Source organism: Arthrobacter senegalensis (assembly GCF_059091765.1).
The window spans coordinates 391,177-413,062 of sequence record NZ_JBNHGZ010000003.1 but is presented as its reverse complement, the minus strand read 5'-3'; the positions used below and the strand labels follow the sequence as shown (position 1 = coordinate 413,062).

The window sequence follows — 21,886 nt, the reverse complement described above, 5'->3', positions numbered from 1 at the left end:
GCCAGGCTGGAGGCGGGGGAGAGTTATCCCATTTCGGCCCACCAGACGTACGATGGATGGGAAGCCCGACGCACCACTGAGTAATAGCAGCAGGTCACCGGACGGCCCGAAATAGATAAGGAAGTGCAATGAGCGCAACGACCAACTCGTCCGCCCCCACCACGGCACCCGAAGCGGCAGAACTGCCCACGCATGAAGTTGCTTTGACCGACGTCGCCGCCGGAAAGGTCCGCAGCCTCCTGGAGCAGGAAGGCCGCACGGATCTGCGCCTGCGCGTTGCCGTACAGCCGGGCGGATGCTCCGGCCTGATCTACCAGCTGTACTTCGACGAGCGGATGCTCGACGGAGACGCTGTCCGTGATTTCGACGGGGTCGAGGTCGTCGTCGACAAGATGAGCGTTCCTTACCTCTCGGGCGCCTCGATCGACTTCGAGGACACGATTTCCAAGCAGGGCTTCACCATCGACAACCCGAACGCCGGTGGCTCCTGCGCCTGTGGAGACTCCTTCCACTAAGGGCCTGCAGGGCGCTCTCCGGCCGCCGGGACGGCCGACGCACGGGGGAGCCTGTCACATGGAAGTCATGTGGGCGGGTAAGCTCTACAGTGAGTAGTAAAACTGGATATGCGGCCAGGCTCAGCTCTGCCATGGCCGCATCACTTGCACGAAACAAAGAGGAAGGGCCGTCTGTGAGTTCGCAGGTTCGAACCGGCAGTCGACGCGCCAGAATCGCCAAGGCTACAGGTCTGGGTGCACTCGGTGCGTTGTTGTTGACGGGATGTTCAGAAGAAGTCCGTTTGGGTTGGTTGCCCACCGAGCGGGACGTTACCAACCACACGCCCGAAATCATTGATTTGTGGGTCAACGGATGGATCGCCGCGCTGGCCGTCGGTGTCGTGACCTGGGGCCTGATCCTCTGGTGCATCATCGCGTACCGCCGCCGCAAGGACGAAACGGGTTACCCGCGCCAGCTGAGCTACAACCTGCCGCTGGAGATCTTCTACACCGCGGTTCCCGTGGTCATGGTCATGGTCTTTTTTTACTTCACGGACAAGACCACGTCCAACATCACCGAGCGGGTGGACAACCCCGACGTCGTCGTCGACGTGCGCGGCAAGCAGTGGGCCTGGGACTTCAACTACGTCAAGCAGGACAAGTACTTTGCCGGCGTGCAGGCCCACCTGACCGGCGAGACCGGCGTCCCGGAGACCCTGCCCACGCTGTACCTGCCGGTCAACCAGAGCGTGGAGCTGCAGATCAACTCCCGCGACGTCATCCACTCGTTCTGGGTTCCCGCCTTCCTGCAGAAGGTGGACATGATCCCGGGCAAGACCAACTTCCTGAACTTCACCCCCACCCGTGAGGGCATCTACGACGGCAAGTGCGCCGAGCTTTGTGGCGAGTACCACTCCGAAATGCTCTTCCGTGTCGCGGTGGTCTCCGAGGCTGAATTCGACGCTCAGATGGCGCGGCTCAAGGACGGCCAGCTCGGCGAAGAGTACGACCGCAACCCCTACGCTGAAGCGTCTGAGTAAAGGAGCGAGGGCCACAAGTGTCAACGTACGAATACACAGCTGACGACCGGGCTACCACGGTAGCTCCGCGCGTCGTGCCGGTGTCCAAGGGGCGCATCGTCGTCAACTGGATCACCTCCACGGACCACAAGACCATCGGGTACATGTACCTGATCGCGTCGTTCATCTTCTTCTGCCTCGGCGGCGTGATGGCCTTGGTCATCCGCGCCGAACTGTTCGAGCCCGGCATGCAGATCCTGCAGACCAAGGAACAGTACAACCAGCTGTTCACCATGCACGGCACGGTGATGCTGCTGATGTTCGCCACGCCGCTGTTTGCCGGCTTCGCCAACGTCATCATGCCGCTGCAGATCGGTGCCCCCGACGTAGCGTTCCCGCGCCTGAACGCGCTGGCTTTCTGGTTCTTCCTGTTCGGCAGCATCATTGCGGTGGCCGGTTTCATTACCCCGCAGGGCGCCGCTTCCTTCGGCTGGTTTGCCTATGCACCGTTGTCCAACACCACCTTCTCCCCGGGAGTCGGCGGGGACTTGTGGGTCTTTGGCCTGGCGCTGTCCGGCTTCGGCACCATCCTCGGTTCGGTCAACTTCATCACCACGATCATCACCATGCGCGCCCCGGGCCTGACCATGTGGCGGATGCCGATCTTCACTTGGAACACGCTGGTCACCGCCATCCTCGTCATGATGGCATTCCCGCCCCTGGCCTCGGCGCTGTTCGCCCTCGGCGCCGACCGGCGCTTGGGTGCGCACATCTTCAACCCGGAGAACGGCGGTGCCATCCTCTGGCAGCACCTGTTCTGGTTCTTCGGCCACCCAGAGGTTTACATCATCGCCCTGCCGTTCTTCGGCATCGTTTCCGAGATCTTCCCGGTGTTCAGCCGCAAACCGATCTTCGGATACAAGGGCCTGGTCTACGCCACGATCGCCATCGCCGCGCTGTCCGTGACGGTGTGGGCCCACCACATGTACGTCACCGGCTCGGTGCTGCTGCCGTTCTTCGCCTTCATGACGATGCTCATCGCGGTGCCCACCGGGGTGAAGTTCTTCAACTGGATCGGCACCATGTGGCGCGGATCGATCACCTTCGAGACGCCCATGCTGTGGAGCCTGGGCTTCCTGGCGACCTTCCTGTTCGGCGGCCTGACCGGCATCATCCTGGCTTCGCCGCCGCTGGACTTCCACGTCTCCGACACCTACTTCGTGGTGGCGCACTTCCACTACGTGGTCTTCGGCACCGTCGTGTTCGCAATGTTCGCAGGCTTCTACTTCTGGTGGCCCAAGTGGACCGGCAAGATGCTCAACGAGCGCCTCGGCAAGATCCACTTCTGGATGCTGTTCCTGGGCTTCCACGGCACCTTCCTCATCCAGCACTGGCTCGGCGTCGAGGGCATGCCCCGTCGCTACGCCGACTACATGCCGGAAGACGGGTTCACCGCGATGAACCAGTTCTCCACGGTTGCATCCTTCGTGTTGGGCGCCTCGATGATCCCGTTCTTCTGGAACGTCTACATCACCTGGCGCAACGGCAAGAAGGTCGAGGTCGACGACCCCTGGGGCTTCGGTGGTTCGCTTGAGTGGGCGACCTCCTGCCCGCCGCCGCGGCACAACTTCACCTCGCTGCCCCGCATCCGGTCGGAGCGCCCCGCCCTGGACCTGCACCACCCGGAGCTGGCACCGCGGCACACCCCGACGACTCCGGCACCGGTGGCCCAGATGGCCGGTCCCGCTGACCAGAAGGACGCATAACTGTGAAGATTGAAGCCTGGCTATTCATTGCGCTTGCGCCGTTCTTCGCCCTCGTTGCCACCGTCTACGGCTACATGGGGAACTGGGAAGAGCCTGTCGGCTGGCTGGCGCTGTACCTGACGGCCGGATTGTCCCTGATGATCGGCGGTTACCTCTGGTTTACGGCGCGGCGCATCGGTGCCCGTCCGGAGGACCGGGTCGACGCCGAGATCCATGAGGGTGCCGGCGAGCAGGGCATGTTCAGCCCGTGGAGCTGGTGGCCGATCGTGCTCGGTCTGGGTGCCGCCACAGGGTTCATGGGCCTGGCGGTCGGCTGGTGGATCGTCTACATCGCCGTCGGCCTGACCACGGTGGCCATCATCGGCTGGGTCTACGAATACAGCCGCGGGGACCACGCGCACTGATTCCCGCAACTACACGACGAAAGGGTCCGGAACCGTCAGGGTTCCGGACCCTTTCGTCGTCCCCGCCGGGCGGCCGGGCGCGGCGACGCTGGTCTAGACCGGATAGGATGAAGGGGATTCCAACCGGCTGAGCAGGAGGCCGCATGTCCGTGAACGCCGCCGCGATCGAGGGTGGGCTCGATGGCTCCTCCCGTACCGCCAAGCACGTCCAGCTCAGGGACATTTTGCGCAGGCATGCACAGGAGCGCTGCGAACCCGGGGCCGCTTTTCCCTCGGAGAGGGAGCTGGCCGAACGCTTCGGCGTGGCGAGGATGACCGTGCGCCAGGCGATCGACTCTCTGGTCGCCGAACAGGTGCTCGAACGGATTGTCGGCCTGGGAACGTTTGTGCGGCAGCCGAAGCTGGACCTGCAGGTCAAGCTCACCTCCTACAGCGAAGAGATGCAACGGCGCGGCATGGTTCCCGATGCCCGTGTCCTCAGCTTCGAGCAGATCGGCGCCACCCCGCTGGTGGCCCGCGAGCTGCAGATCGAGGAGGGGCAGCCGGTGGTGCGCTTCCGCCGCCTGCTGCTGGCGGACGCCGAACCGATGAGCGTGGACGAAAACTTCATTCCGGCGCAGCGCGTGCCGGGGATCCTCGACGAGGGCCCGCCGTCGTCGCTGTATAACGTCTTGAGCGAACGGTACGGACTCATCATGGAGTGGGGCGAGGACACGATTGAGGCGACCGCGGCCCAGCCCTCCATCGCGCGGCTCCTGAGCGTGGACATCGGATCGCCGCTGCTGAAAATCCAGCGGCATGCCTACGTCTCCAAGACCATGGTCGACTTCTCGATCTCGTATTACCGCGCGGACCGGTACAAGCTGTGGGTGCCGCTGCAACGGCCCGGAGGACGCGCGCCGCGTTCCTACAACGTCAAGCGCTTCTAAGGGCTGTACGGCGCTGCTGAAGGCCGTCCCGGCCGCAAACGGCGCCGCCGGCCGGGCCCAGAGCTACTGCTGCGCCGGGGGAGCGCCGTGCGGCCGCGTGCCGCCCGTGGTCGCCGTGAGAGCCCGTCCCGCCCGGTATACGCAGGGTGCCCCACCGCGGGTGAGGCAAAAGGGCGAGACACAGAGAAATGGCCCCGGACCAGGTCCGGGGCCATTTCTCTATGTGGATATTGCCTTAGCGGGCGGTGACTTCCGCCTTCTCGGCGGGTGCCTCGACCTCGGCGTGGTGGCTATGTGCAGCCTCCAGCTCGGCCGGGGTAACCGGTGCCACACGGTCTTCGAAGAAGAACCGGGACAGGGCACCGCGCAGCTTCTCGGAGCGCTTGATGTGCCCGGCCCTGTTCGGCTGCGCCGGGATTACCTCGGGCGACTCGTAGCTGACCAGCCGGTACTGCTTGTACTCGTTCAGCGGCTCGTGGACCTCGATGAACTCGCCATGCGGCAGGCGGACAATGCGTCCGGTCTCCCGGCCATGGAGGGCGATCTCGCGGTCCTTGCGCTGCAGCGCCAGGCAAATGCGGCGCGTGACGATAAAGCCGAGGATCGGGCCCAGGAAGAACAGGGCGCGCAGCCAGTAGGTCACGTCGTTGAGCGACACGTGGAAGTGCGTGGCGATCAAGTCGGAGCTGGCAGCTGCCCACATCACCGAGTAGAAGACGATGCCGGCGACGCCGGTGGCGGTGCGGAACGGGACGTTGCGCGGGCGGTCCAGGATGTGGTGCTCGCGGGTGTCCTTGGTCACCCAGCTTTCGATCCACGGCCAGGCGAACATCACGGTGAACAGCAGGGCCGCCGGGCCGAGGGCCGGGATGAGCACGTTCAGCGAAATGGTCCGGCCGAAGATCACGAACTCGCCCACACCGGGCATTAGGCGCAGCGCGCCGTCCACCCAGCCGATGTACCAGTCAGGCTGGGTACCGGCCGAGACGGGGGAGGGGTCGTAAGGGCCGTAGTCCCAGATCGCCAGAATCTGGAAGTTCGCGGCAATGACGGCCAGGATGCCGAAGACAACGAAGAAGAAGCCGCCTGCCTTGGCCGCGTAGACCGGGCCGATCGGGAAGCCGACGACGTTGGTCTCGGAACGGCCGGGGCCGGGGTACTGGGTGTGCTTGTGCACGACAACCATGAACAGGTGGACGGCGATCATCAGGAGGATCAAGGCCGGGACCAGCAGGATGTGGAGCACGTACAGGCGGCCCACGATGTCCGTACCCGGGAACTCGCCGCCGAACAGCAACAGCGATATGTAGGTACCAACCAAGGGGATTGCCTTGATCACGCCGTCGATGATGCGCAGGCCGTTACCGGAGAGCAGGTCGTCCGGCAGGGAGTAGCCGGTGAAGCCGGCTGCCAGGGCCAGGATCAACAGGACGCAGCCGACAACCCAGTTCAGCTCACGCGGGCGGCGGAACGCGCCGGTGAAGAACACGCGCAGCATGTGGAACGAGACCGAGGCAACGAACAGCAGCGCAGACCAGTGGTGCAGTTGGCGCATGAACAGGCCGCCGCGGACCTCGAACGAGATCTCCAGGGTGGACTGGTAGGCGACGGACATTTCGACGCCCTTGAGCGGGACGTACGGTCCGTCGTAGTGCGTCTCGGCCATCGAAGGATCGAAGAAGAACGTCAGGAACGTTCCGGTGAGCAGCAGGATGACGAAGGAGTACAGCGCCACTTCGCCGAACATGAAGGACCAGTGGTCGGGGAAGATCTTCCGACCGAATTCCTTGACGATCCCCGAACCGCCGACGCGGGTATCGACGAAGTTGGTGATCCGCCCGACCCGCGTCTTGGGTACGTAGGTATCAGTTGAAGCGCTCATGCTTAGCCACGCTCCCAGTAGCTCGGTCCGACAGGTTCATGGAAATCGCTCGTGGCGATCAGGTAGCCCTCGTCGTCGACGCTGATCGGCAGCTGGGGAAGGGCGTGCGCGGCCGGGCCGAACACTACCTTGCATTCCTGGGCGGCATCGAAGGTCGACTGGTGGCAAGGGCAGAGCAGGTGGTGCGTGTGCTGTTCGTACAGCGCCACCGGGCAGCCAACGTGGGTACAGATCTTGGAGTACGCAACGATGCCATTGTAGTTCCAGTCTTCGCGGCCTGGGGAGACCTGGAGGACGTCGGGATTCAGGCGCATCAGGAGGACGACGGCCTTGGCCTTCTCCTCGAGCTTGTGCTCGGCCTCGTTGAGCCCCTCGGGGATAACGTGGAACGCGGAACCAATGGTGACATCCGAGGCCTTGATCGGGGTGCCGCTGGGGTCGCGGGTCAACCGGACGCCTGCGTCCCACATGGTGTGCCGCAGCACCTCCGGGTTCAAATCCTTGGACAGGTCGCGGAAAATGCCGATGGCCGGCAGGATCGCCAGCACGCCGGCGCCGATCAGGGTGTTGCGGATCAGCGGGCGGCGGGAGATGCCGGACTCGTCCAGGACCTGGCCGATGATCTGCTCGGCGTCCTTGCGGTCTTCCTCGGTGCGGACCTCGTGGCGCTCTTCGACGATCTCGTGGTCCGGCATGAGGGTCTTGGCCCAGTGGACAATGCCCACGCCAATGCCCAGCATGGCAAAAGCGGTGCCCATGCCGAGGGTGAAGTTCTGCAGTCGCAGCGTTGCGGTGGTGTCATCCAAGCGGATGCCAAAGTACCCGACGAAGAAAAGTACGGTGCCGATGATGGAGATTACGAAGAGTATCGCAACCTGGCGTTCGGCTCGCTTTTCCGCACGGGGATCTTTGTCGGCACGGCGCGGGCGGTGCGGGGGGAGTCCAGGATCCTGAAACTTCTCCACGTCGCTCTGACCAGCCGTAGCAACGGTGCCCGAGGTGTTCGGACTGCCGTGACTATGGTCGCCCATGATCCCTCTCATCCTTCTCTAAATAGTTCAAAACTCATTAATGACTGTTGGCGCTTCTCCGGCGGCCCGTTGGGCCGCCGGAAGCGAAGGTTAGGAAGACCGCTGGGTCAGCCAAATGGTGAACGCGATGACCACGCCCAATCCAAGCGTCCACATCAGCAGGCCCTCGGACACGGGGCCGAGCCCGCCAAGCGAGATCCCGCCGGGGGAGGGCTGCTCTTCGATGGTCTTCAGGAAGGCGATGACGTCGCGCTTCTCCTCCGGGGAGATGTTCGCGTCGCTGAACACCGGCATGTTCTGCGGACCGGTGGCCATGGCTTCGTAGATGTGCGCTTCGCTGACGCCGCTAAGCGCCGGCGCGAACTTGCCGCGCGTCAGGGCACCACCTGCTGCGGCAGCGTTGTGGCACATGGCGCAGTTGACCCGGAAGATCTCGCCGCCGGCCGCAGGATCACCCTGGGAGACGTCGAGGAATTCATCCGCCGGAATCGCGGGACCGGCGCCGAGGGAGGCTACGTAGGCCGCCAGCTGCATGGTCTGCTCTTCGTTGAACTGGTTCGGCTTTTCCAGTGCCTGGGGGCCGGACATCTGCATGGGCATGCGGCCGGTTCCTACCTGGAAGTCCACGGCTGCGGCGCCGACGCCGATCAGCGACGGACCGGCCTGGTTGCCGTGCGCACCCTCCGGGGCCCCGACAGCACCGATTCCGTGACAAGTTGCGCAGTTGGCCACGAAGAGCTTCTCGCCCTCTTCGATGTCCTGCGCGGAAAAGGTGGTGGTTTGGGCCTTGGCCTCGTTGACGTTCCCGGCAACGGCGTACAGTCCGCCGGTGACGAGCAATCCCATGAGCAGCAGGGCAACGGCCGCCAGGGGATGTCGTCGCCTCTGGGAGAGTGCCTTCACTTGTTGGTTCCTAACTTTGCGGTGCGTGTGCGTAGATGTTCGGCTGGCTCGGTTCGCAGCGAGGCGCGGACCTTTCGGCCGTCTACTTAAGGAAGTAGATGATGATGAAGAGAGCGATCCACACGACGTCGACGAAGTGCCAGTAGTACGACGTGACGATGGCCGATGTGGCTTCGAAATGGCCGAACTTCTTGGCGACGTAGGCGCGGCCGATGATCAGCAGGAAAGCGATGAGGCCGCCTGTGACGTGGAGGCCGTGGAAGCCGGTGGTGATGTAGAACGCGGAACCGTAGGAGTTCGAGGACATCGAGACGCCTTCGGAGACGAGCATCGCGTATTCGTAGGCCTGGACGGAGACGAAGATGGCGCCGAGGATGAATGTCAGCAGGAACCATTCGACCATGCCCCACTTGGCGACATTGAAGAGCCCGCCGGAGCGGCGGGCCTGCAAGCGCTCTGCGGCGAAGACGCCGTACTGGCAGGTGAAGGAGCTGGACACCAGGACGATGGTGTTGGCCAGCGCAAACGGAACATTCAACTTCTCGGTTTCCATCGCCCACATCTCGCCGGAGGTGGCGCGGAGGGTGAAGTACATAGCGAAAAGGCCGGCGAAGAACATCAGCTCGCTGGAGAGCCACACAACGGTTCCGACGGAAACCAGGTTGGGGCGATTCAGCGTTGGATGCGCCGGGGTACTGGGGGCATGGGTTGCAGTTGTCACAAGGCCATTATGTCTATAAATCTGCCCACTTCACCAATGCATTTGAACGCGTGGCGCCGCGTTCCGGTTCCTGAACCGCTGGATTCCGCGGAACGGCGCGGAAGTTAACAATCCGGAAGTTTCTACAAAACGTAGATAACCTAGTGAAGTGACGACCGAACCCAACGCTCAGAACACACCCACCTGGCCTGAACTGATCTCTGCCCTGATCTCCCGGCAGGACCTCACGGCGGCCCAAACCCAGTGGGCGATGAACACAATCATGTCCGGCGGGGCCTCCGACGCGCAGATGGCCGGCTTCCTGGTCGCGCTGCGGGCGAAGGGGGAGACGGTCGACGAGCTGACCGGCCTGGTGGAGGCCATGGTCGGCAACGCCCGGCCGATCGACATCCCGGGGGAGAAGCTGGACATCGTCGGTACCGGCGGGGACCGGCAGAACACCGTCAACATCTCGTCCATGGCCGCCCTGGTGTGCGCGGGGGCCGGGGCCCGGATCGTCAAGCACGGAAACCGCGCCGCGTCGTCGTCGTCCGGTTCGGCCGATGTGATCGAAGCCCTGGGCGTTCGCCTGGACCTCCCGGTGGACCGCGTGGCGCAAACTGCCGTCGAAGCGGGGATCACGTTTTGCTTCGCGCAGGTGTTCCACCCCTCCATGCGTTATGCGGGCGCGGTGCGCGCGGAACTCGGGGTGGCCACCGCCTTCAACTTCATGGGACCGATGACCAACCCGGCGAATCCCACGGCGGCCGCCATCGGCGTTGCCGATGCCCGGCTCGCGCCGCTCATCGCCGGCGTGCTGGCCGCCCGGGGCATCCGCGCACTCGTCTTCCGCGGCGGGGACGGGCTGGACGAGCTGACCACCACGGGCCCCTCGTCGGTATGGGAGGTGCGCGGCGGCGCCGTGACGGAACACGCCCTGGACCCGCTGGACCTCGGCATCCCCCGGGCCACGCTGGACGACCTGCGTGGCGGGGACGCCGCCGCGAATGCCGAAGTGGTGCGCCGCGTGCTCGCGGGGGACAAGGGGCCGGTGCGCGACGCCGTCGTCCTCAACGCAGCCGCCGCCCTGGTGGCCAACGAGGCAACAGCCGACGCTCCGCTGCTGGAGCGGCTGGCCGCCGGTTTGGAACGGGCCGAGGAAGCCATCGACAGCGGTGCTGCGGCCGAGGCGCTGCAGCGCTGGATCGACGCTACCCGCTGACCTTCCGGCCCGCGCGTTGGGCGCAACAGCTTAACAATTAACAGGGAGTGCCCCGGACAAAATGTCCGGGGCACTCCGCCTGTCCGCGGAGCCTAGTGCTCGAACCCGAGCGAGAAGGCTGCATCCAGGTCGTGCTTGGAATAGGCGCGGAAGGCGATGTGAGTGGTCGTTGCCTGAACGCCCTGGACCTTCGAGAGCCGGTCGGCGATGACATCGGCCAGCTCGTCGTGCTTGGCGACCCGTGCGACGGCGATCAAATCCCATTCCCCGGTGACCGAATAGACCTCGCTGATGCCCTCTATCTCGGAGATCTCCTGGGCGCACTCCGGAATCCGGGTCGCATCGGTGCGGATGAGAACGAATGCTGTAGCCACTGCACTGCCTTTCTGCTGGAACTGGGTGTTCTTCCCTATGTCCGAGGTTATTCCACCCGTCGGGCGAAACGTAGTTTGATGAACAGTGCGGCGGCCGCGCGCCACCCCAACAGCAGGGCGCCGAGCACCAGGAAGGCCACGATCTGGAAGGACGGCGCGAGCCCGCCGCCCGCGAGGCCGCGAAGGGCGAGCCCCAGGGCCACTGCGGCCAGCCAGACCGCGACTCCGGTCGGCCAGAGGGCGGCCGGCCGGCGCCAGGCGCGCGAGGCCAGCCAGCCTACGAGGGCCCCGGCCAGAAACGGGCTCGCGGTGATCAGGATTCCGGCCAGCGCCATTCCGTGTTCGTGCGTGTCTCGGCCCGCCGCCGCAAAAATGACGACGGCGGCCAGGTCCAGGGCGAGCGATGCTGCCACCAACGGGATGCCCGCGCGGAGCCGGGGCGTTGTTTCAGTCACCCCTCCACACTATCGGGCAGGCACGGGCGTACGATTCGAGGACGAGCCGGTCGGGTCCCTGGCGACGGGTCAGGGGCCGAAGCCGGTCGGCTGGTCAGGGGCCGAAGCCCGCGGCGGATGGGGAGGAGCGGAAGCCATGAAGTTGGCACAGGTCGCGCTCGGTGTGCACGAGCTCGAGCGGGCCACCGCTTTCTACACCGACCTGCTCGGTTATCCGCCGGCCGGGGTCTTCGACCCTCCGGGCCTGGTGTTCTTCGATCTCGACGGCGTGCGGCTGCTGCTGGAGGTGGGCGCGCCGGCCGCCCTGTTGTATCTGCAGGTCGACTCGGTGCGGGACCGGGTCGAGGAACTGCGCGCCCGGGGAATACCGGTTGCCGAAGAACCACACATCATTTTCCGGCATGCCGATGGTGCCTTGGGACCTGCCGGCATGGATGAATGGATGGGCTTCATCCGCGACTCGGAAGGCAATCTCGTGGGGCTGGTCAGCCACGAGCAGGCGGAGCATTAAGGTTGCACCCGTGCCCACAACCCTGCATACTTGTTTCTTGAGCAACAAGGAAGCAGATTTGTATGTATGTGTTGACGGTCGATCAGCGGCGCTCCCGGCGCCACGTGGACCTCGTCGAGGGCGCGCTCAGCGCCCTGAATGACGACCCGTCCCGTCCGCTGGAGCGCGGTTTCGAACGCACCGCCGGCGACGAGATGCAGGCGGTGGTCGCCGACCCTGCCGTCGCGGCTGATCTTGCCCTGGACCTGGCGGTCAGCAACCACTGGAGCGTGGGAATAGGCGTGGGCGGGGTCGTCACTCCGCTCCCGGAGTCTACCCGCGCGGGTTCCGGCGAGGCCTTCGAGCGCGCGCGCGAAGCGGTGACCGCGGCCAAGACATCGCCCGGCAACGTCGCCGTCTCCGGTGCCCGCGAGGAGGCCGGCCATGCCGAAGCGGTGCTGCAGTTGCTGGTATCAGTGGCACGGAAGCGCAGCAGGCAGGCGACGGAAGCCGGGTTGCTCAGTGATGAAGGACTGACACAACAGCAAATTGCCGACCGGCTGGGGATCACCCAGCAGGCCGTCTCCAGCAGGCTGCACAGTGGGCTCTGGCCCGAGTGGCGACGCGCACGGCTGGCGGCCCAAGCGTTGCTGGAAGGGGCCGACCGATGAGCATTATGGCACTGCTCACGCTCTGCGCGGCCGCGGCCGTGGCGGCGCCCATGTACTTCGAGCGGTTCCAGGGCCGGGGCAACCGCTGGCTGTACGCCGCCAGCGCCGTATCGCTGTTGCTCCTGGGCATTGCGGCATTGTTGGCGGTCCTGGGGTCGGGCGGTCTAGGCCCGGCAGCCTATGCGCTGGGCGTGGCGGCCGCCGCGATCGGCGGTGGCCCGGCCACCGTGACCATCCTGCGGTTGTCGTTCAATGCCTCGCACCCTGACAACCACACCGACCCCGAAGCATCCCCGGTGCTCCGCGGAGGGGCCTGGATCGGGGTGCTCGAGCGGACGGCCATCGCGGCCACCCTGCTGGCCGAGTGGCCGGAAGGATTGGCAGTCGTCCTCGCGGTGAAAGGCCTGGGTCGGTATTCCGAACTCGGTCAGTCCGGGGCGGCCGAGCGATTTATCCTGGGCACCTTCGCGAGCGTGCTGTGGGCCGCGGCCGCTACCGGCATCGCGGTTCTCCTGCGCTGAGCGCAGGGGGGCTCGGCATTCCCGGGCCACGGCGGCGGCGCCAGGCCAGCGGCGCGCAGTCCGTAACAGAAACCACGGTCCCGCCCGGTGCTGCCGCCGCCCCTGCTGGGCCCGTGTTCCGTCCCCACGAAATATTGCCCGCGGTCTGTTGCCCACGCCACATTCGGCCTCTTATGATGATCACCGGTCAAGGAGCGGCCATGGGGAACTCTTGAGGGGACAAAGCATGGATCCCAAACTGCGAGTGGTCGTCCGGCTGGATATCGATCGGGAATCCGCCAATATTGAAGTGCGCGGGCACGTGACAACCCGAAACATCGTGGCGCTGTATTCGTTGGTTCGCCGCACCAGCGCCCTTGCGCCCGGTCGGGGCGTCACCATCAACCTTCAGCATGCCCGGATTGAAGCTGCCGCGCTGGAAGAGCTTCACCGCTGCAGTGAAAGCAAGCAGCTTCCCGGTTATGCGGCGCCCGAAGGGGAGGGGTGCCGCCTGCAGGTGATAGACCCGGGTGGCAGGGACGCCACGGCCCCGGTGCTGGCCGGTGCCCCCGGCTGAGCCGGAGGCATAATGTTTGGCTGCCGGTGGGTGCCCGGTTCACGTTGAACACCCGATTCATGGACGTTCGAGGGGCGGTTCTGGTACGCCTGACGCAGGGGAGGAGCCCATCATGCAGAAGATCACGCCATGCCTGTGGTTCGACAGCGAAGCCGAAGAGGCGGCACAGTTCTATGTCCAGCTGTTCAAGAACTCGAAGATCCTGGACGTAACGCATTACGGCGAGAGCGGTCCCGGGATGGAAGGCCAGGTGCTGACCGTAGAGTTCGAGTTGGACGGCCAGTCCTTCACGGCCCTGAACGGGGGAGCCCAGTTCACGTTTAATGAGGCCGTGTCCCTGCAGGTGGACTGCGAGGACCAGGCGGAGGTCGACCGGCTCTGGGACGCGCTGACCGCCGACGGCGGTGCCGAGAGCCAATGCGGATGGCTCAAGGACAAGTACGGATTGTCCTGGCAAATCATTCCCTCGGTGCTGCCGCGGCTGATCGGGGGGCCGGATGCGCAGAAGGCCCAACGTGCCATGGAAGCCATGCTGCAGATGCGGAAGATCGACATCGCCGAACTGCAGCGCGCCTACGACGCCGGCTAGCGCCTCGTGCGCAGCGAGCCCATTCTGTCCGCTGCCGCCGGCCGGGTGCTCACAGGATGCCGGCCGGCAGGTGCGTGTTTCTGACTGCGTCGAAGACGACGTCGGTGAGTCTGTGCTGGCGCGCGAGGACTCTCCGCTGCCTTGCCGCGCCGGTGCCGTCGCGAAGGATTCCGTCGACGACGACCTGTATGGGTTCCAGATCGTCCGTTTCCGCCAGCACGGGGCCGACGTGTTCGAGCAGGGCGCTGACCACGTTTCGGGCCGGGGTGCGGTCGCTCTTCAACGGGTGGAGCAGTTCGTCTTCCAGTCCTGACCTGCTGGCCCGCCAGGACGCAAGACGCAGCAGCTCTGCCGGTACCGGAGGCGGCGGGCTGCCGTCGCTCCATTGGCGGGCAGCCGTCTCTACCAGCGCCCGGCACAAGGCGGCCACGGCGGCAGCTTGTTCCGCTTGCAGGCAGACATCGGCCACGCGTATTTCAACCGTGGGATGCCGTTGACCGAGCCGCGCGTCGAAATAGATCATGCCCTTATCCAGCAGCACGTCGCACTCGAGCAGCATCCCCAACAGTTGGTGGTAGGCAGCGGGGGAGCCGAAGATGCCGGTCGGCCCGGCGGTGGGCCACCGTTTCCAGACCTGGTAGCGGAAGCTGGCGTAGCCACTGTCCACGCCCTGCCAAAAGGGGGAGTTGGTGCTCAGCGCTAGCAGGACCGGCAGCCAGACCCGGATCCGGTCAAGCACGGCAACGGCTTCCTCATCGGAGGCAACCGAAACGTGCACGTGGAAACCGCACGTCAGCTGTTCGTGCAGGGTCAGACCGAACCGGGCTTCCATGGCCTGGTATCGCGGGCGCGGCACGAGGCTGGTAGTGGCGGGCAGGGGATAGGTGCCCAATGCTGCAGCCCTGGCGCCAAAACGCCGCGCCTGTCGGTCAGCCTCGGCGCGCCCGGCCCTGATACCCGCTGCCAGCTCCTGCAGATCCTTGTACGGAGCGGACACCGCTTCGAGCTGTTCCTGCTTGACCTCCGACATCAGGCTGCCCTTGTAGCCTCCGCGGGACGCCGTATCCCGAGGTGTATCCAACGTCGCAGGCTCTCCCTGCCTCCGGAGCAGTTGTTCCGAGACGGAGGCCAGGGCGCCGGTCTTGGCGTCCACCAGGAGCAGCTCTTCCTCCACGCCAAAGGTTCGCATGCTGTTTAGTGTTCACCACAGGCGGGCTTGGCGAAAGACTGTCGCGGCCCGCCGGACATTCCTTGGGGGCCGGACGCGGCACGTTCACGCCGGTTGATCAGGTTCGCCCGCGGTCATGACCGCATTCAGGGGTCCCGCCGGGCCGCAAAACGGGATACCGTAGCCGTCACGGAGGAGCGCATGCACCTTCGGCAGGGCCCGCAACCGATCAGAAAACCCACGGCCTGATCTTCGCAAGGCCGCTTTGCAGCCCCGGGGTCTGTGCCGTTGCGAGCCGGCGTATATCGGCCCTCACCCTAGGATCGTGCTGTGGAAATCGTCGAAACCATGCTCCCCGGCGTCGGCATGCGTTATGACCTCAAGACGAGGACCAACGTCAATTTTTCCCTGGTGATAGACCGGAATGGCGGGGCCGACATCCTGACCTTTGACGAGGCCGATCCGGACCGGGCAATCAGCAAGCTCCAATTGGAACCGGAAGAAGCGTTACAGCTGGCCGAGCTCTTGGGCGCGCCCCGGATCACGCAGCGCTTTGCGGATCTTTCCAGGGAGGTCCCGGGATTGGAAACCAGCCGCTTCACCGTTCGGCCCGACTCACCGTATGCGGGCCGGGCTCTGGGCGACAGCAAGGCCCGCAGCCGGACGGGGTGCTCAATCGTGGCGATCATACGTGGAGAGCGCGTGATCACGGGCCCGACCCCGCAAGAGCAACTCCTGGCCAACGATGACCTGATAGCCCTGGGGTCGGCCGACGGGCTCGCCGCACTTGAGGCCCTCATCAATGCGCCGACCGCCACCTGAACGTGACACACCTGTCGCTCCTCCTGATCGAACTGGGAGTGCTGTTCACCGTCCTATCCGGGCTCGGGCTTCTGGCCCACAGGCTTGGCCTTTCACCGGTCCCGTTTTACCTCCTTTCCGGCTTGCCGTTCGGAGAGGACGGACTGCTGCCGGTGCATGCCGCGGGGCCCTTCGTGGAAACCGCGGGGGAGATCGGCATTGTCCTTTTGCTGCTCCTGCTGGGACTCGAGTTCTCCGCGGCCGAGCTGATGTACAGCCTCAAGCGGCATCGTGTCTCGGGTTTGATCGACTTCCTGCTGAACGCAGTACCCGGATTCCTGCTGGGACTGGTGCTGCAGCTGCCGTGGCAGGCGGCTTTGGCGCTTGGGGGAGTCACCTGGATATCCTCGTCCGGCATCATCGCCAGGTTGCTTGATGACCTGGGCCGCTTGGGAAATCGGGAGACGCCGGCGGTGCTGTCGATTCTGGTCCTGGAAGACATGGCCATGGCACTGTTCCTGCCCATCCTGGTGGTGGTCCTTGCCGGCGGCGGAGCCTGGCAGGCAGCCGGGGGAGTCGCCCTGGCCGCAAGCGCTGTGACACTCGCCCTTGTCGCGGCACGCAAGGCCGGGTATCGGATGGGACGTCTGTTGTCTCATCCCCAGAATGAACAGGTCATGTTGCGCCTCCTCGGCATTACATTGGCCGTTGCCGGAGTGGCCGAGGGTATGGGCGCCAGCGCAGCAGTCGGCGCGTTCCTGGTGGGCATAGCGATTCCTCAGCACTTTGCCGACCGTGCCCGGCACGTTTTGAGCCCGCTGCGCGACCTCTTTGCTGCGATCTTCTTTGTGACCTTCGGCCTGGCCATCGATCCTGCGGACATGTGGCCCATTCTGCCGGCAGCCCTGCTGTTGTCCGTCGTGACCGCTGCTACGAAACTGGGTACAGGCTGGTGGGCAGCAGGAAAGGAAGGCGTGCGGCAGCGTGGACGGCTCCGGGCGGGGGCCGCCCTGGTCACCCGGGGTGAGTTTTCCGTCGTCATTGCCGGTCTGGCGGTTGCGGCAGGCTACACAGTGGTGGGGCCCATCGCCGCAGCATATGTGATGATTCTGGCGGTCGCAGGTCCTCTTCTGGCCCGCTTCAGCGACGCATGGGTGCCTCGAGCGGACGGTAAGGGCCTGCCGAAACCGGGCCCCGAACCGAGGTGAAGGCCCCACATGAAGCAAACTGTCACCAACTGTCAGGAGGCAGGGGACTGCGGAACATCCTGGCATCCCGCTTGGCAATCGGAAGCCGGGGCACGCGGGACTTCACCGGCATCGAACGCCAAGGGAAATCACAGTGCGACACTGGGTCAGTGGCTGCTTTCACGATATCGACCGCCTTGCCAGTATCCGATGCAGAACTGCTTTCGCTCTATGAGTCTGTTGGTTGGGCGGCTTATACCAACAACCCGGATCTGCTCTATCGTGCGATAAGGAACTCGTCCTTCGTAGCAGCGGCTCGGACTGAACACGGCAAGCTAATAGGCCTCGCACGGACCGTTTCGGACGACGCAACAATCTGTTATGTGCAAGACATCCTGGTGCACCCGGCGTTTCAGGGAACAGGCGTAGGGCGCGCCCTTTTTGATCATGTGAGGCAGCGGTACCAGCACGTTCGGCAAACGGTGCTCATCACCGATGATGAACCTCGGCAACGCGCCTTCTACCAATCCATGGGACTGACCGAGGGATCGGATTTCGAATCAGGTCCCGTCCGCGTCTTCGCCCGGTTCCGCTGACGTGCGACCGTCCAAATACCGACGGCGCTGTGCTCTTCAAGACGCCGCCGCCCGCGCTTCAGCGCAATCTGGCCCTGGGCAGCACGTCTCTGAAGTCCCGGCCGTCAGGGGACAGGATGGATGCCCCAGCCGAGCCACTACTTGACATAATGTGGATTATCGGCGTTACGGAAAGGCCTAAGCGGGGACCCAATCCGGGGCGGTTCGCCTCCTGCTGCGGCGCATGTTGACGCGGTCGTTGGCTGCGCGTTATGACCAGCTTTCGAGTGTCCTGGCCTGCGCGCCTGACCGGTGCATCTCGCTGCAGGCCGGCTGTGTTCGGCTCGTGGGTCCAATGATTCCTTGTCGTCCACAGACACACGAGCTCGCCGAACGTTGGCAACAGGCAGCAGGACTAAATGTCACGCTATCTGTGCGGCGAGTTCGAGGCGAGACCCGATAGTGGGCTGGAAAAGCTGTTTTCCCGCAACCGCGTGTGCAATCGGGATCCCCCGAACAACGTCGGCACTCCCCTGAAGCCAGCATTAGCTTGACATAACTCTGCACGCGCCTGCTGCCGCCGGAGTTCGGCACTCCGGCGGCAACCTAGTCTTCAGGCGCCGACGTAGGCCGCCAGGTGCTTGCCGGTCAGCGTGGAACGATCGGCGACGAGATCAGCAGGCGTCCCCTCGAAGACAATGCGGCCGCCGGCATGCCCGGCCCCGGGGCCGATGTCGATAATCCAGTCGGCGTGGGCCATGACGGCCTGGTGGTGCTCGATCACGATGACCGACTTGCCGGAGTCGACGAGGCGGTCCAGCAGGCCGAGGAGCTGCTCGACGTCGGCCAGGTGAAGTCCCGTCGTTGGCTCATCGAGCACGTAGACGTCGCCCTTTTCGGCCATTTGGGTCGCCAGCTTGAGCCGTTGCCGCTCGCCGCCGGACAGCGTGGTGAGCGGTTGGCCCAGCGTCATGTAGCCGAGTCCCACGTCGGCTAGCCGCTCCAAGATTTTGTGGGCGGCCGGCGTGCGCGCGTCGCCCGTGCCGAAGAACTCCTCGGCCTCGGTCACCGGCATGGCGAGCACCTCCGCGATGTTCCGGCCGCCCAGCCTGTATTCCAGCACGGCCGCCTGGAACCGCTTCCCCTCGCATTCCTCGCAGGTGGACTCGACGGTTTCCATGATGCCCAGTTCGGTGTAGATGACGCCGGCGCCGTTGCAGACGGGGCACGCGCCCTCGGAATTGGAGCTGAACAAAGCCGGCTTGACGCCGTTGGCCTTGGCGAATGCCTTGCGGATCGGTTCGAGCAACCCGGTGTAGGTGGCCGGATTGCTGCGCCGGGACCCTTTGATCGCTCCCTGGTCAATCACCACGACGCCGGGGCGGCGGGCGACCGAGCCGTGGATCAGCGAACTCTTGCCCGAGCCGGCGACCCCGGTAATCACCGCGAGTACTCCGAGCGGGACGTCGACGTCCACGTCCTGCAGGTTGTGCGTCGAGGCGCCCCGGACCTCCAAGGCACCGGTGAACGGGCGGACCGGCTCCTTCAGGGACGCCCGGTCGTCGAAGTGGCGGCCGGTGGTGGTGTCGCTCCCCCGCAGTTCCTCAACGCTGCCTTCGAAGCAGATCGTCCCGCCCGACGTGCCCGCGCCCGGCCCGAGATCCACGACGTGGTCGGCAATCGCTATGGTCTCGGGCTTGTGCTCCACCACCAGCACGGTGTTGCCCTTGTCCCGCAACTGGAGCAGCAACTGGTTCATCCGCTCGATGTCATGGGGGTGCAATCCGATGGTGGGTTCGTCAAACACGTAGGTGACGTCGGTGAGCGACGAGCCCAGGTGGCGGATCATCTTCGTTCGCTGTGCCTCTCCCCCGGACAGCGTCCCCGCCGGCCGGTCGAGCGACAGGTACCCCAATCCGATCTCCGCAAACGAATCGAGCAGGTGCTGCAGCCCGGTGAGCAGCGGCGCGACCGACGGCTCGTCCAAAGCGCGGATCCAGTCGGCCAGGTCGCTGATCTGCATCTGGCAAAGATCCGCGATGTTCTTGCCGCGGATTTTCGACGACAGCGCCTCCTGCGCGAGCCGGGTCCCGTTGCACTCGGGGCAGGTGGCGAAGGTGATTGCGCGGTCCACGAAGGCCCGGATGTGCGGCTGCATCGCCTCACGGTCCTTGGAGAGCATCGATTTCTGGATCTTGGGAATCAAGCCCTCATAGGTGAGGTTAATCCCTTCCACCTTGATCTTGGTCGGCTCCGAATAAAGCAGCTGGTGGAGCTCCTTCTTCGTGTACTTCGCAATCGGCTTGTCCATGGGCAGTCCTGCACCGCTGAAGATGCGGCCGTACCACCCGTCCATGCTGTAGCCGGGTACCGTCAGCGCGCCTTCGGAGAGCGACTTCGTGTCGTCGTAGAGCGCGGACAGGTCGAAATCGCTGACCGAGCCCATGCCTTCGCAACGCGGGCACATCCCGCCGAGGCGGTTGAAGGTGGCCTTCTCCGCCTTGGTCTTGCCGCCGCGCTCGACCGTGATGGCCCCGCTGGCCTTGACCGACGGGACGTTGAAGGAGAAGGCGTTGGGCGACCCGATAAACGGGTCTCCCAGCCGGCTGAAGAGGATCCGCAGCATGGCGTTGGCGTCGGTGGCCGTGCCCACGGTGGAACGCGGGTTGGCGCCCATGCGTTCCTGGTCCACGATGATTGCGGTGGTCAGGCCGGCGAGGAAGTCGACCTCGGGACGCGACAATGTCGGCATGAAGCCCTGGACGAACGCGCTGTAGGTCTCGTTGATCAGGCGCTGCGACTCCGCGGCAATGGTGCCGAACACCAGCGAACTCTTGCCCGATCCCGAGACCCCGGTAAACACCGTGAGCCGCCGCTTGGGGATCTCGATATTGATGTCCCTGAGGTTGTTCACCCGCGCGCCCTGCACCCGGATCTGGTCGTGGCTGTCCGCCGAATGCAGCGACGGCTGCTGCAGGTCCCTCGTCGTGGCCGTGCTCATTGCTGTCTCCATCCCTTGGGTGCCTCGTCCGCACGGCCCGACCCTGCGCCGGCGAGACCGCTGTCCGCTCGGTTCGGGGTGCCTTGCCTGCGGGCGCCCCTCCGCCCGACGCGGCAACGGTTACGTCTCTTTACCTTAATGGACCAGCCCGGAACCCGCTCCGGATTTTTGGTCCGCCGCGCGGCCGGTCGTTACTCCGCGGCCTCGCCGACCGCTTCGAGTGCTTGGCGGATGCGGCGGGACGGTCCGCCCAGGTTCAGGTCCTTCGCGAGCTGCTCAAGCCGCTCTGCCTCTTCGGGGCGCAGCGGCCGGAGGGCGGCATCGAACGTCTCGAGCTCCAGGTCGCGGACGACGCCGACAACGGTCGGCGCGACGTCGAGGTAATCGGCGGCCTCCGTGATCCTGGCCCGCATCCGTGCCGCCATGACAGCCGTGGGATCCGCTGCCGCCGCAACGATCCCGCCGAGGCTGCCGTAGTCCTTCAGCAGCCCGGCCGCCGTCTTGTCGCCGATGCCCGCAACTCCGGGCAGGCCGTCGGACGTGTCCCCGCGCAACGTGGCGAAGTCCGCGTACTGACTGGGCAGCACGCTGTACTTGCGCACCACCGACACGTCGGTCATCACCTCGAGGTTGCTCATGCCCCGCGCCGTGTAGATCACCCGCACACCGCGGTCGTCGTCCACCAGCTGGAAGAGGTCCCGGTCCCCCGTGACGATATCCACCGGCACATCCGCCTGGGCCGCGAGACTGCCGATGACGTCGTCGGCCTCATGATGGTCCGCGCCAACGACGGCGACATTGAGCGCGTCGAGCACCTCGCGGATCAGGGGCAGTTGCTCGACCAGGCCCGCCGGTGTCTCCTCGATATCGAGACCGTCCGGCACGCGCCGGGCCACGCGGTGGCTCTTGTAGGTGGGGAGCAGCTCGACCCGCCAGGCGGGGCGCCAGTCGTTGTCCCAACAGGCCACCAGCCGGGTGGGCCGGTAGTCGGTGATCAGCCGGGCCATGATGTCGAGCAGCCCGCGCACGGCGTTCACGGGGGTGCCGTCCTTGGCCTTGATCGTGTCCGGCAGGGCGTGGAAGGCCCGGAAGTACAGCGACGCGGTGTCGAGGAGCATCAATCGTTCGGCCACAGGTTGCCCTTTCGC

23 protein-coding genes are annotated in these 21,886 nt (G+C 65.2%); 14 read left to right on the top strand and 9 right to left on the bottom strand.

Going from position 1 to position 21,886, the window contains the following annotated elements; all coding sequences use genetic code 11:
* The first annotated feature begins 128 nt into the window (after positions 1–128).
* The 5 genes from AC5RVG_RS12075 to AC5RVG_RS12055 all read left to right on the top strand — a co-directional run bounded on the left by AC5RVG_RS12075 (position 129) and on the right by AC5RVG_RS12055 (position 4,612).
* Positions 129–515, top strand: coding sequence for a HesB/IscA family protein (locus tag AC5RVG_RS12075; RefSeq protein ID WP_493978415.1), 387 nt, complete (start codon positions 129–131; stop codon positions 513–515).
* A 173-nt stretch (positions 516–688) separates the two neighbouring features.
* Entirely contained in the window at positions 689–1,534 is an 846-nt protein-coding gene (gene ctaC, locus AC5RVG_RS12070; protein WP_493999755.1) for an aa3-type cytochrome oxidase subunit II, read from the top strand.
* A gap of 17 nt (positions 1,535–1,551) precedes the next feature.
* Positions 1,552–3,279 carry an aa3-type cytochrome oxidase subunit I gene (gene ctaD, locus AC5RVG_RS12065; protein WP_493999754.1) on the top strand — a complete coding sequence of 576 codons (1,728 nt, stop codon included), beginning with the start codon at positions 1,552–1,554 and terminating at the stop codon, positions 3,277–3,279.
* A gap of 2 nt (positions 3,280–3,281) precedes the next feature.
* Positions 3,282–3,683, top strand: a complete 402-nt coding sequence (locus AC5RVG_RS12060; RefSeq protein WP_493999753.1) for a cytochrome c oxidase subunit 4 — start codon at positions 3,282–3,284, stop codon at positions 3,681–3,683.
* A gap of 143 nt (positions 3,684–3,826) precedes the next feature.
* Complete coding sequence (locus AC5RVG_RS12055) at positions 3,827–4,612, top strand: GntR family transcriptional regulator (RefSeq protein ID WP_493999752.1); 786 nt, start codon at positions 3,827–3,829, stop codon at positions 4,610–4,612.
* Positions 4,613–4,847: 235 nt separating this feature from the next.
* On the opposite strand, the gene qcrB is transcribed toward AC5RVG_RS12055, so the two are convergent.
* The 4 genes from qcrB to ctaE form a co-directional block, all read right to left on the bottom strand.
* A complete protein-coding gene (qcrB, locus tag AC5RVG_RS12050) occupies positions 4,848–6,494 on the bottom strand; it encodes a cytochrome bc1 complex cytochrome b subunit (protein ID WP_493999751.1) in 1,647 nt (548 codons plus the stop codon).
* 2 nt (positions 6,495–6,496) lie between these two features.
* Positions 6,497–7,525, bottom strand: a complete 1,029-nt coding sequence (qcrA, locus tag AC5RVG_RS12045) for a cytochrome bc1 complex Rieske iron-sulfur subunit (RefSeq protein WP_493978421.1) — start codon at positions 7,523–7,525, stop codon at positions 6,497–6,499.
* 90 nt (positions 7,526–7,615) lie between these two features.
* Positions 7,616–8,428: a cytochrome bc1 complex diheme cytochrome c subunit gene (qcrC, locus tag AC5RVG_RS12040; RefSeq protein ID WP_493999750.1), complete on the bottom strand. Its 813-nt coding sequence runs from the start codon at positions 8,426–8,428 to the stop codon at positions 7,616–7,618.
* A gap of 82 nt (positions 8,429–8,510) precedes the next feature.
* Complete coding sequence (gene ctaE, locus AC5RVG_RS12035; RefSeq protein ID WP_493999749.1) at positions 8,511–9,149, bottom strand: aa3-type cytochrome oxidase subunit III; 639 nt, start codon at positions 9,147–9,149, stop codon at positions 8,511–8,513.
* A gap of 148 nt (positions 9,150–9,297) precedes the next feature.
* Between ctaE and trpD the strand changes: the two genes are divergently transcribed.
* The gene (gene trpD / locus AC5RVG_RS12030) at positions 9,298–10,350 is read left to right on the top strand and encodes an anthranilate phosphoribosyltransferase (protein ID WP_494014011.1); all 1,053 of its coding nucleotides are present in this window, start codon (positions 9,298–9,300) and stop codon (positions 10,348–10,350) included.
* Between the two features lie 92 nt (positions 10,351–10,442).
* On the opposite strand, the gene AC5RVG_RS12025 is transcribed toward trpD, so the two are convergent.
* Entirely contained in the window at positions 10,443–10,724 is a 282-nt protein-coding gene (locus AC5RVG_RS12025; protein WP_493978425.1) for an Lrp/AsnC family transcriptional regulator, read from the bottom strand.
* Between the two features lie 47 nt (positions 10,725–10,771).
* Positions 10,772–11,179, bottom strand: a complete 408-nt coding sequence (locus AC5RVG_RS12020) for a DUF3054 domain-containing protein (RefSeq protein ID WP_494014010.1) — start codon at positions 11,177–11,179, stop codon at positions 10,772–10,774.
* Positions 11,180–11,315: 136 nt separating this feature from the next.
* On the opposite strand from AC5RVG_RS12020, the gene AC5RVG_RS12015 reads away from it, so the two are divergent.
* The 5 genes from AC5RVG_RS12015 to AC5RVG_RS11995 all read left to right on the top strand — a co-directional run bounded on the left by AC5RVG_RS12015 (position 11,316) and on the right by AC5RVG_RS11995 (position 14,006).
* On the top strand, positions 11,316–11,690 hold the full coding sequence (locus AC5RVG_RS12015; protein WP_494014009.1) for a VOC family protein: 375 nt from the start codon (positions 11,316–11,318) through the stop codon (positions 11,688–11,690).
* A gap of 62 nt (positions 11,691–11,752) precedes the next feature.
* Positions 11,753–12,340 (top strand): sigma factor-like helix-turn-helix DNA-binding protein, encoded by a 588-nt coding sequence (locus tag AC5RVG_RS12010; protein ID WP_494014008.1) that lies wholly within the window; start codon positions 11,753–11,755, stop codon positions 12,338–12,340.
* Positions 12,337–12,861, top strand: coding sequence for a hypothetical protein (locus tag AC5RVG_RS12005; RefSeq protein ID WP_494014007.1), 525 nt, complete (start codon positions 12,337–12,339; stop codon positions 12,859–12,861). The genes AC5RVG_RS12010 and AC5RVG_RS12005 overlap by 4 nt, the downstream gene beginning before the upstream one ends.
* 226 nt (positions 12,862–13,087) lie before the next feature.
* Entirely contained in the window at positions 13,088–13,417 is a 330-nt protein-coding gene (locus AC5RVG_RS12000) for a hypothetical protein (RefSeq protein ID WP_494014006.1), read from the top strand.
* Between the two features lie 112 nt (positions 13,418–13,529).
* Positions 13,530–14,006: a VOC family protein gene (locus AC5RVG_RS11995; RefSeq protein ID WP_494014005.1), complete on the top strand. Its 477-nt coding sequence runs from the start codon at positions 13,530–13,532 to the stop codon at positions 14,004–14,006.
* A 49-nt stretch (positions 14,007–14,055) separates the two neighbouring features.
* Here AC5RVG_RS11995 and AC5RVG_RS11990 read toward each other — a convergent pair whose 3' ends face one another.
* Complete coding sequence (locus AC5RVG_RS11990; RefSeq protein ID WP_494014004.1) at positions 14,056–15,195, bottom strand: glutamate--cysteine ligase; 1,140 nt, start codon at positions 15,193–15,195, stop codon at positions 14,056–14,058.
* Between the two features lie 309 nt (positions 15,196–15,504).
* Between AC5RVG_RS11990 and AC5RVG_RS11985 the strand changes: the two genes are divergently transcribed.
* The 3 genes from AC5RVG_RS11985 to AC5RVG_RS11975 all read left to right on the top strand — a co-directional run bounded on the left by AC5RVG_RS11985 (position 15,505) and on the right by AC5RVG_RS11975 (position 17,758).
* Positions 15,505–15,996 (top strand): cation:proton antiporter regulatory subunit, encoded by a 492-nt coding sequence (locus AC5RVG_RS11985; RefSeq protein WP_493999740.1) that lies wholly within the window; start codon positions 15,505–15,507, stop codon positions 15,994–15,996.
* Positions 15,997–15,998: 2 nt separating this feature from the next.
* Positions 15,999–17,183 (top strand): cation:proton antiporter, encoded by a 1,185-nt coding sequence (locus tag AC5RVG_RS11980; protein ID WP_493999739.1) that lies wholly within the window; start codon positions 15,999–16,001, stop codon positions 17,181–17,183.
* A gap of 149 nt (positions 17,184–17,332) precedes the next feature.
* The gene (locus tag AC5RVG_RS11975; RefSeq protein ID WP_494014003.1) at positions 17,333–17,758 is read left to right on the top strand and encodes a GNAT family N-acetyltransferase; all 426 of its coding nucleotides are present in this window, start codon (positions 17,333–17,335) and stop codon (positions 17,756–17,758) included.
* Between the two features lie 592 nt (positions 17,759–18,350).
* Here the strand turns inward: AC5RVG_RS11975 and AC5RVG_RS11970 are convergent.
* Complete coding sequence (locus AC5RVG_RS11970; protein WP_494014002.1) at positions 18,351–20,738, bottom strand: ATP-binding cassette domain-containing protein; 2,388 nt, start codon at positions 20,736–20,738, stop codon at positions 18,351–18,353.
* 191 nt (positions 20,739–20,929) lie between these two features.
* Positions 20,930–21,871 (bottom strand): 5'-3' exonuclease, encoded by a 942-nt coding sequence (locus tag AC5RVG_RS11965; RefSeq protein WP_494014001.1) that lies wholly within the window; start codon positions 21,869–21,871, stop codon positions 20,930–20,932.
* Positions 21,872–21,886: the final 15 nt, after the last annotated feature.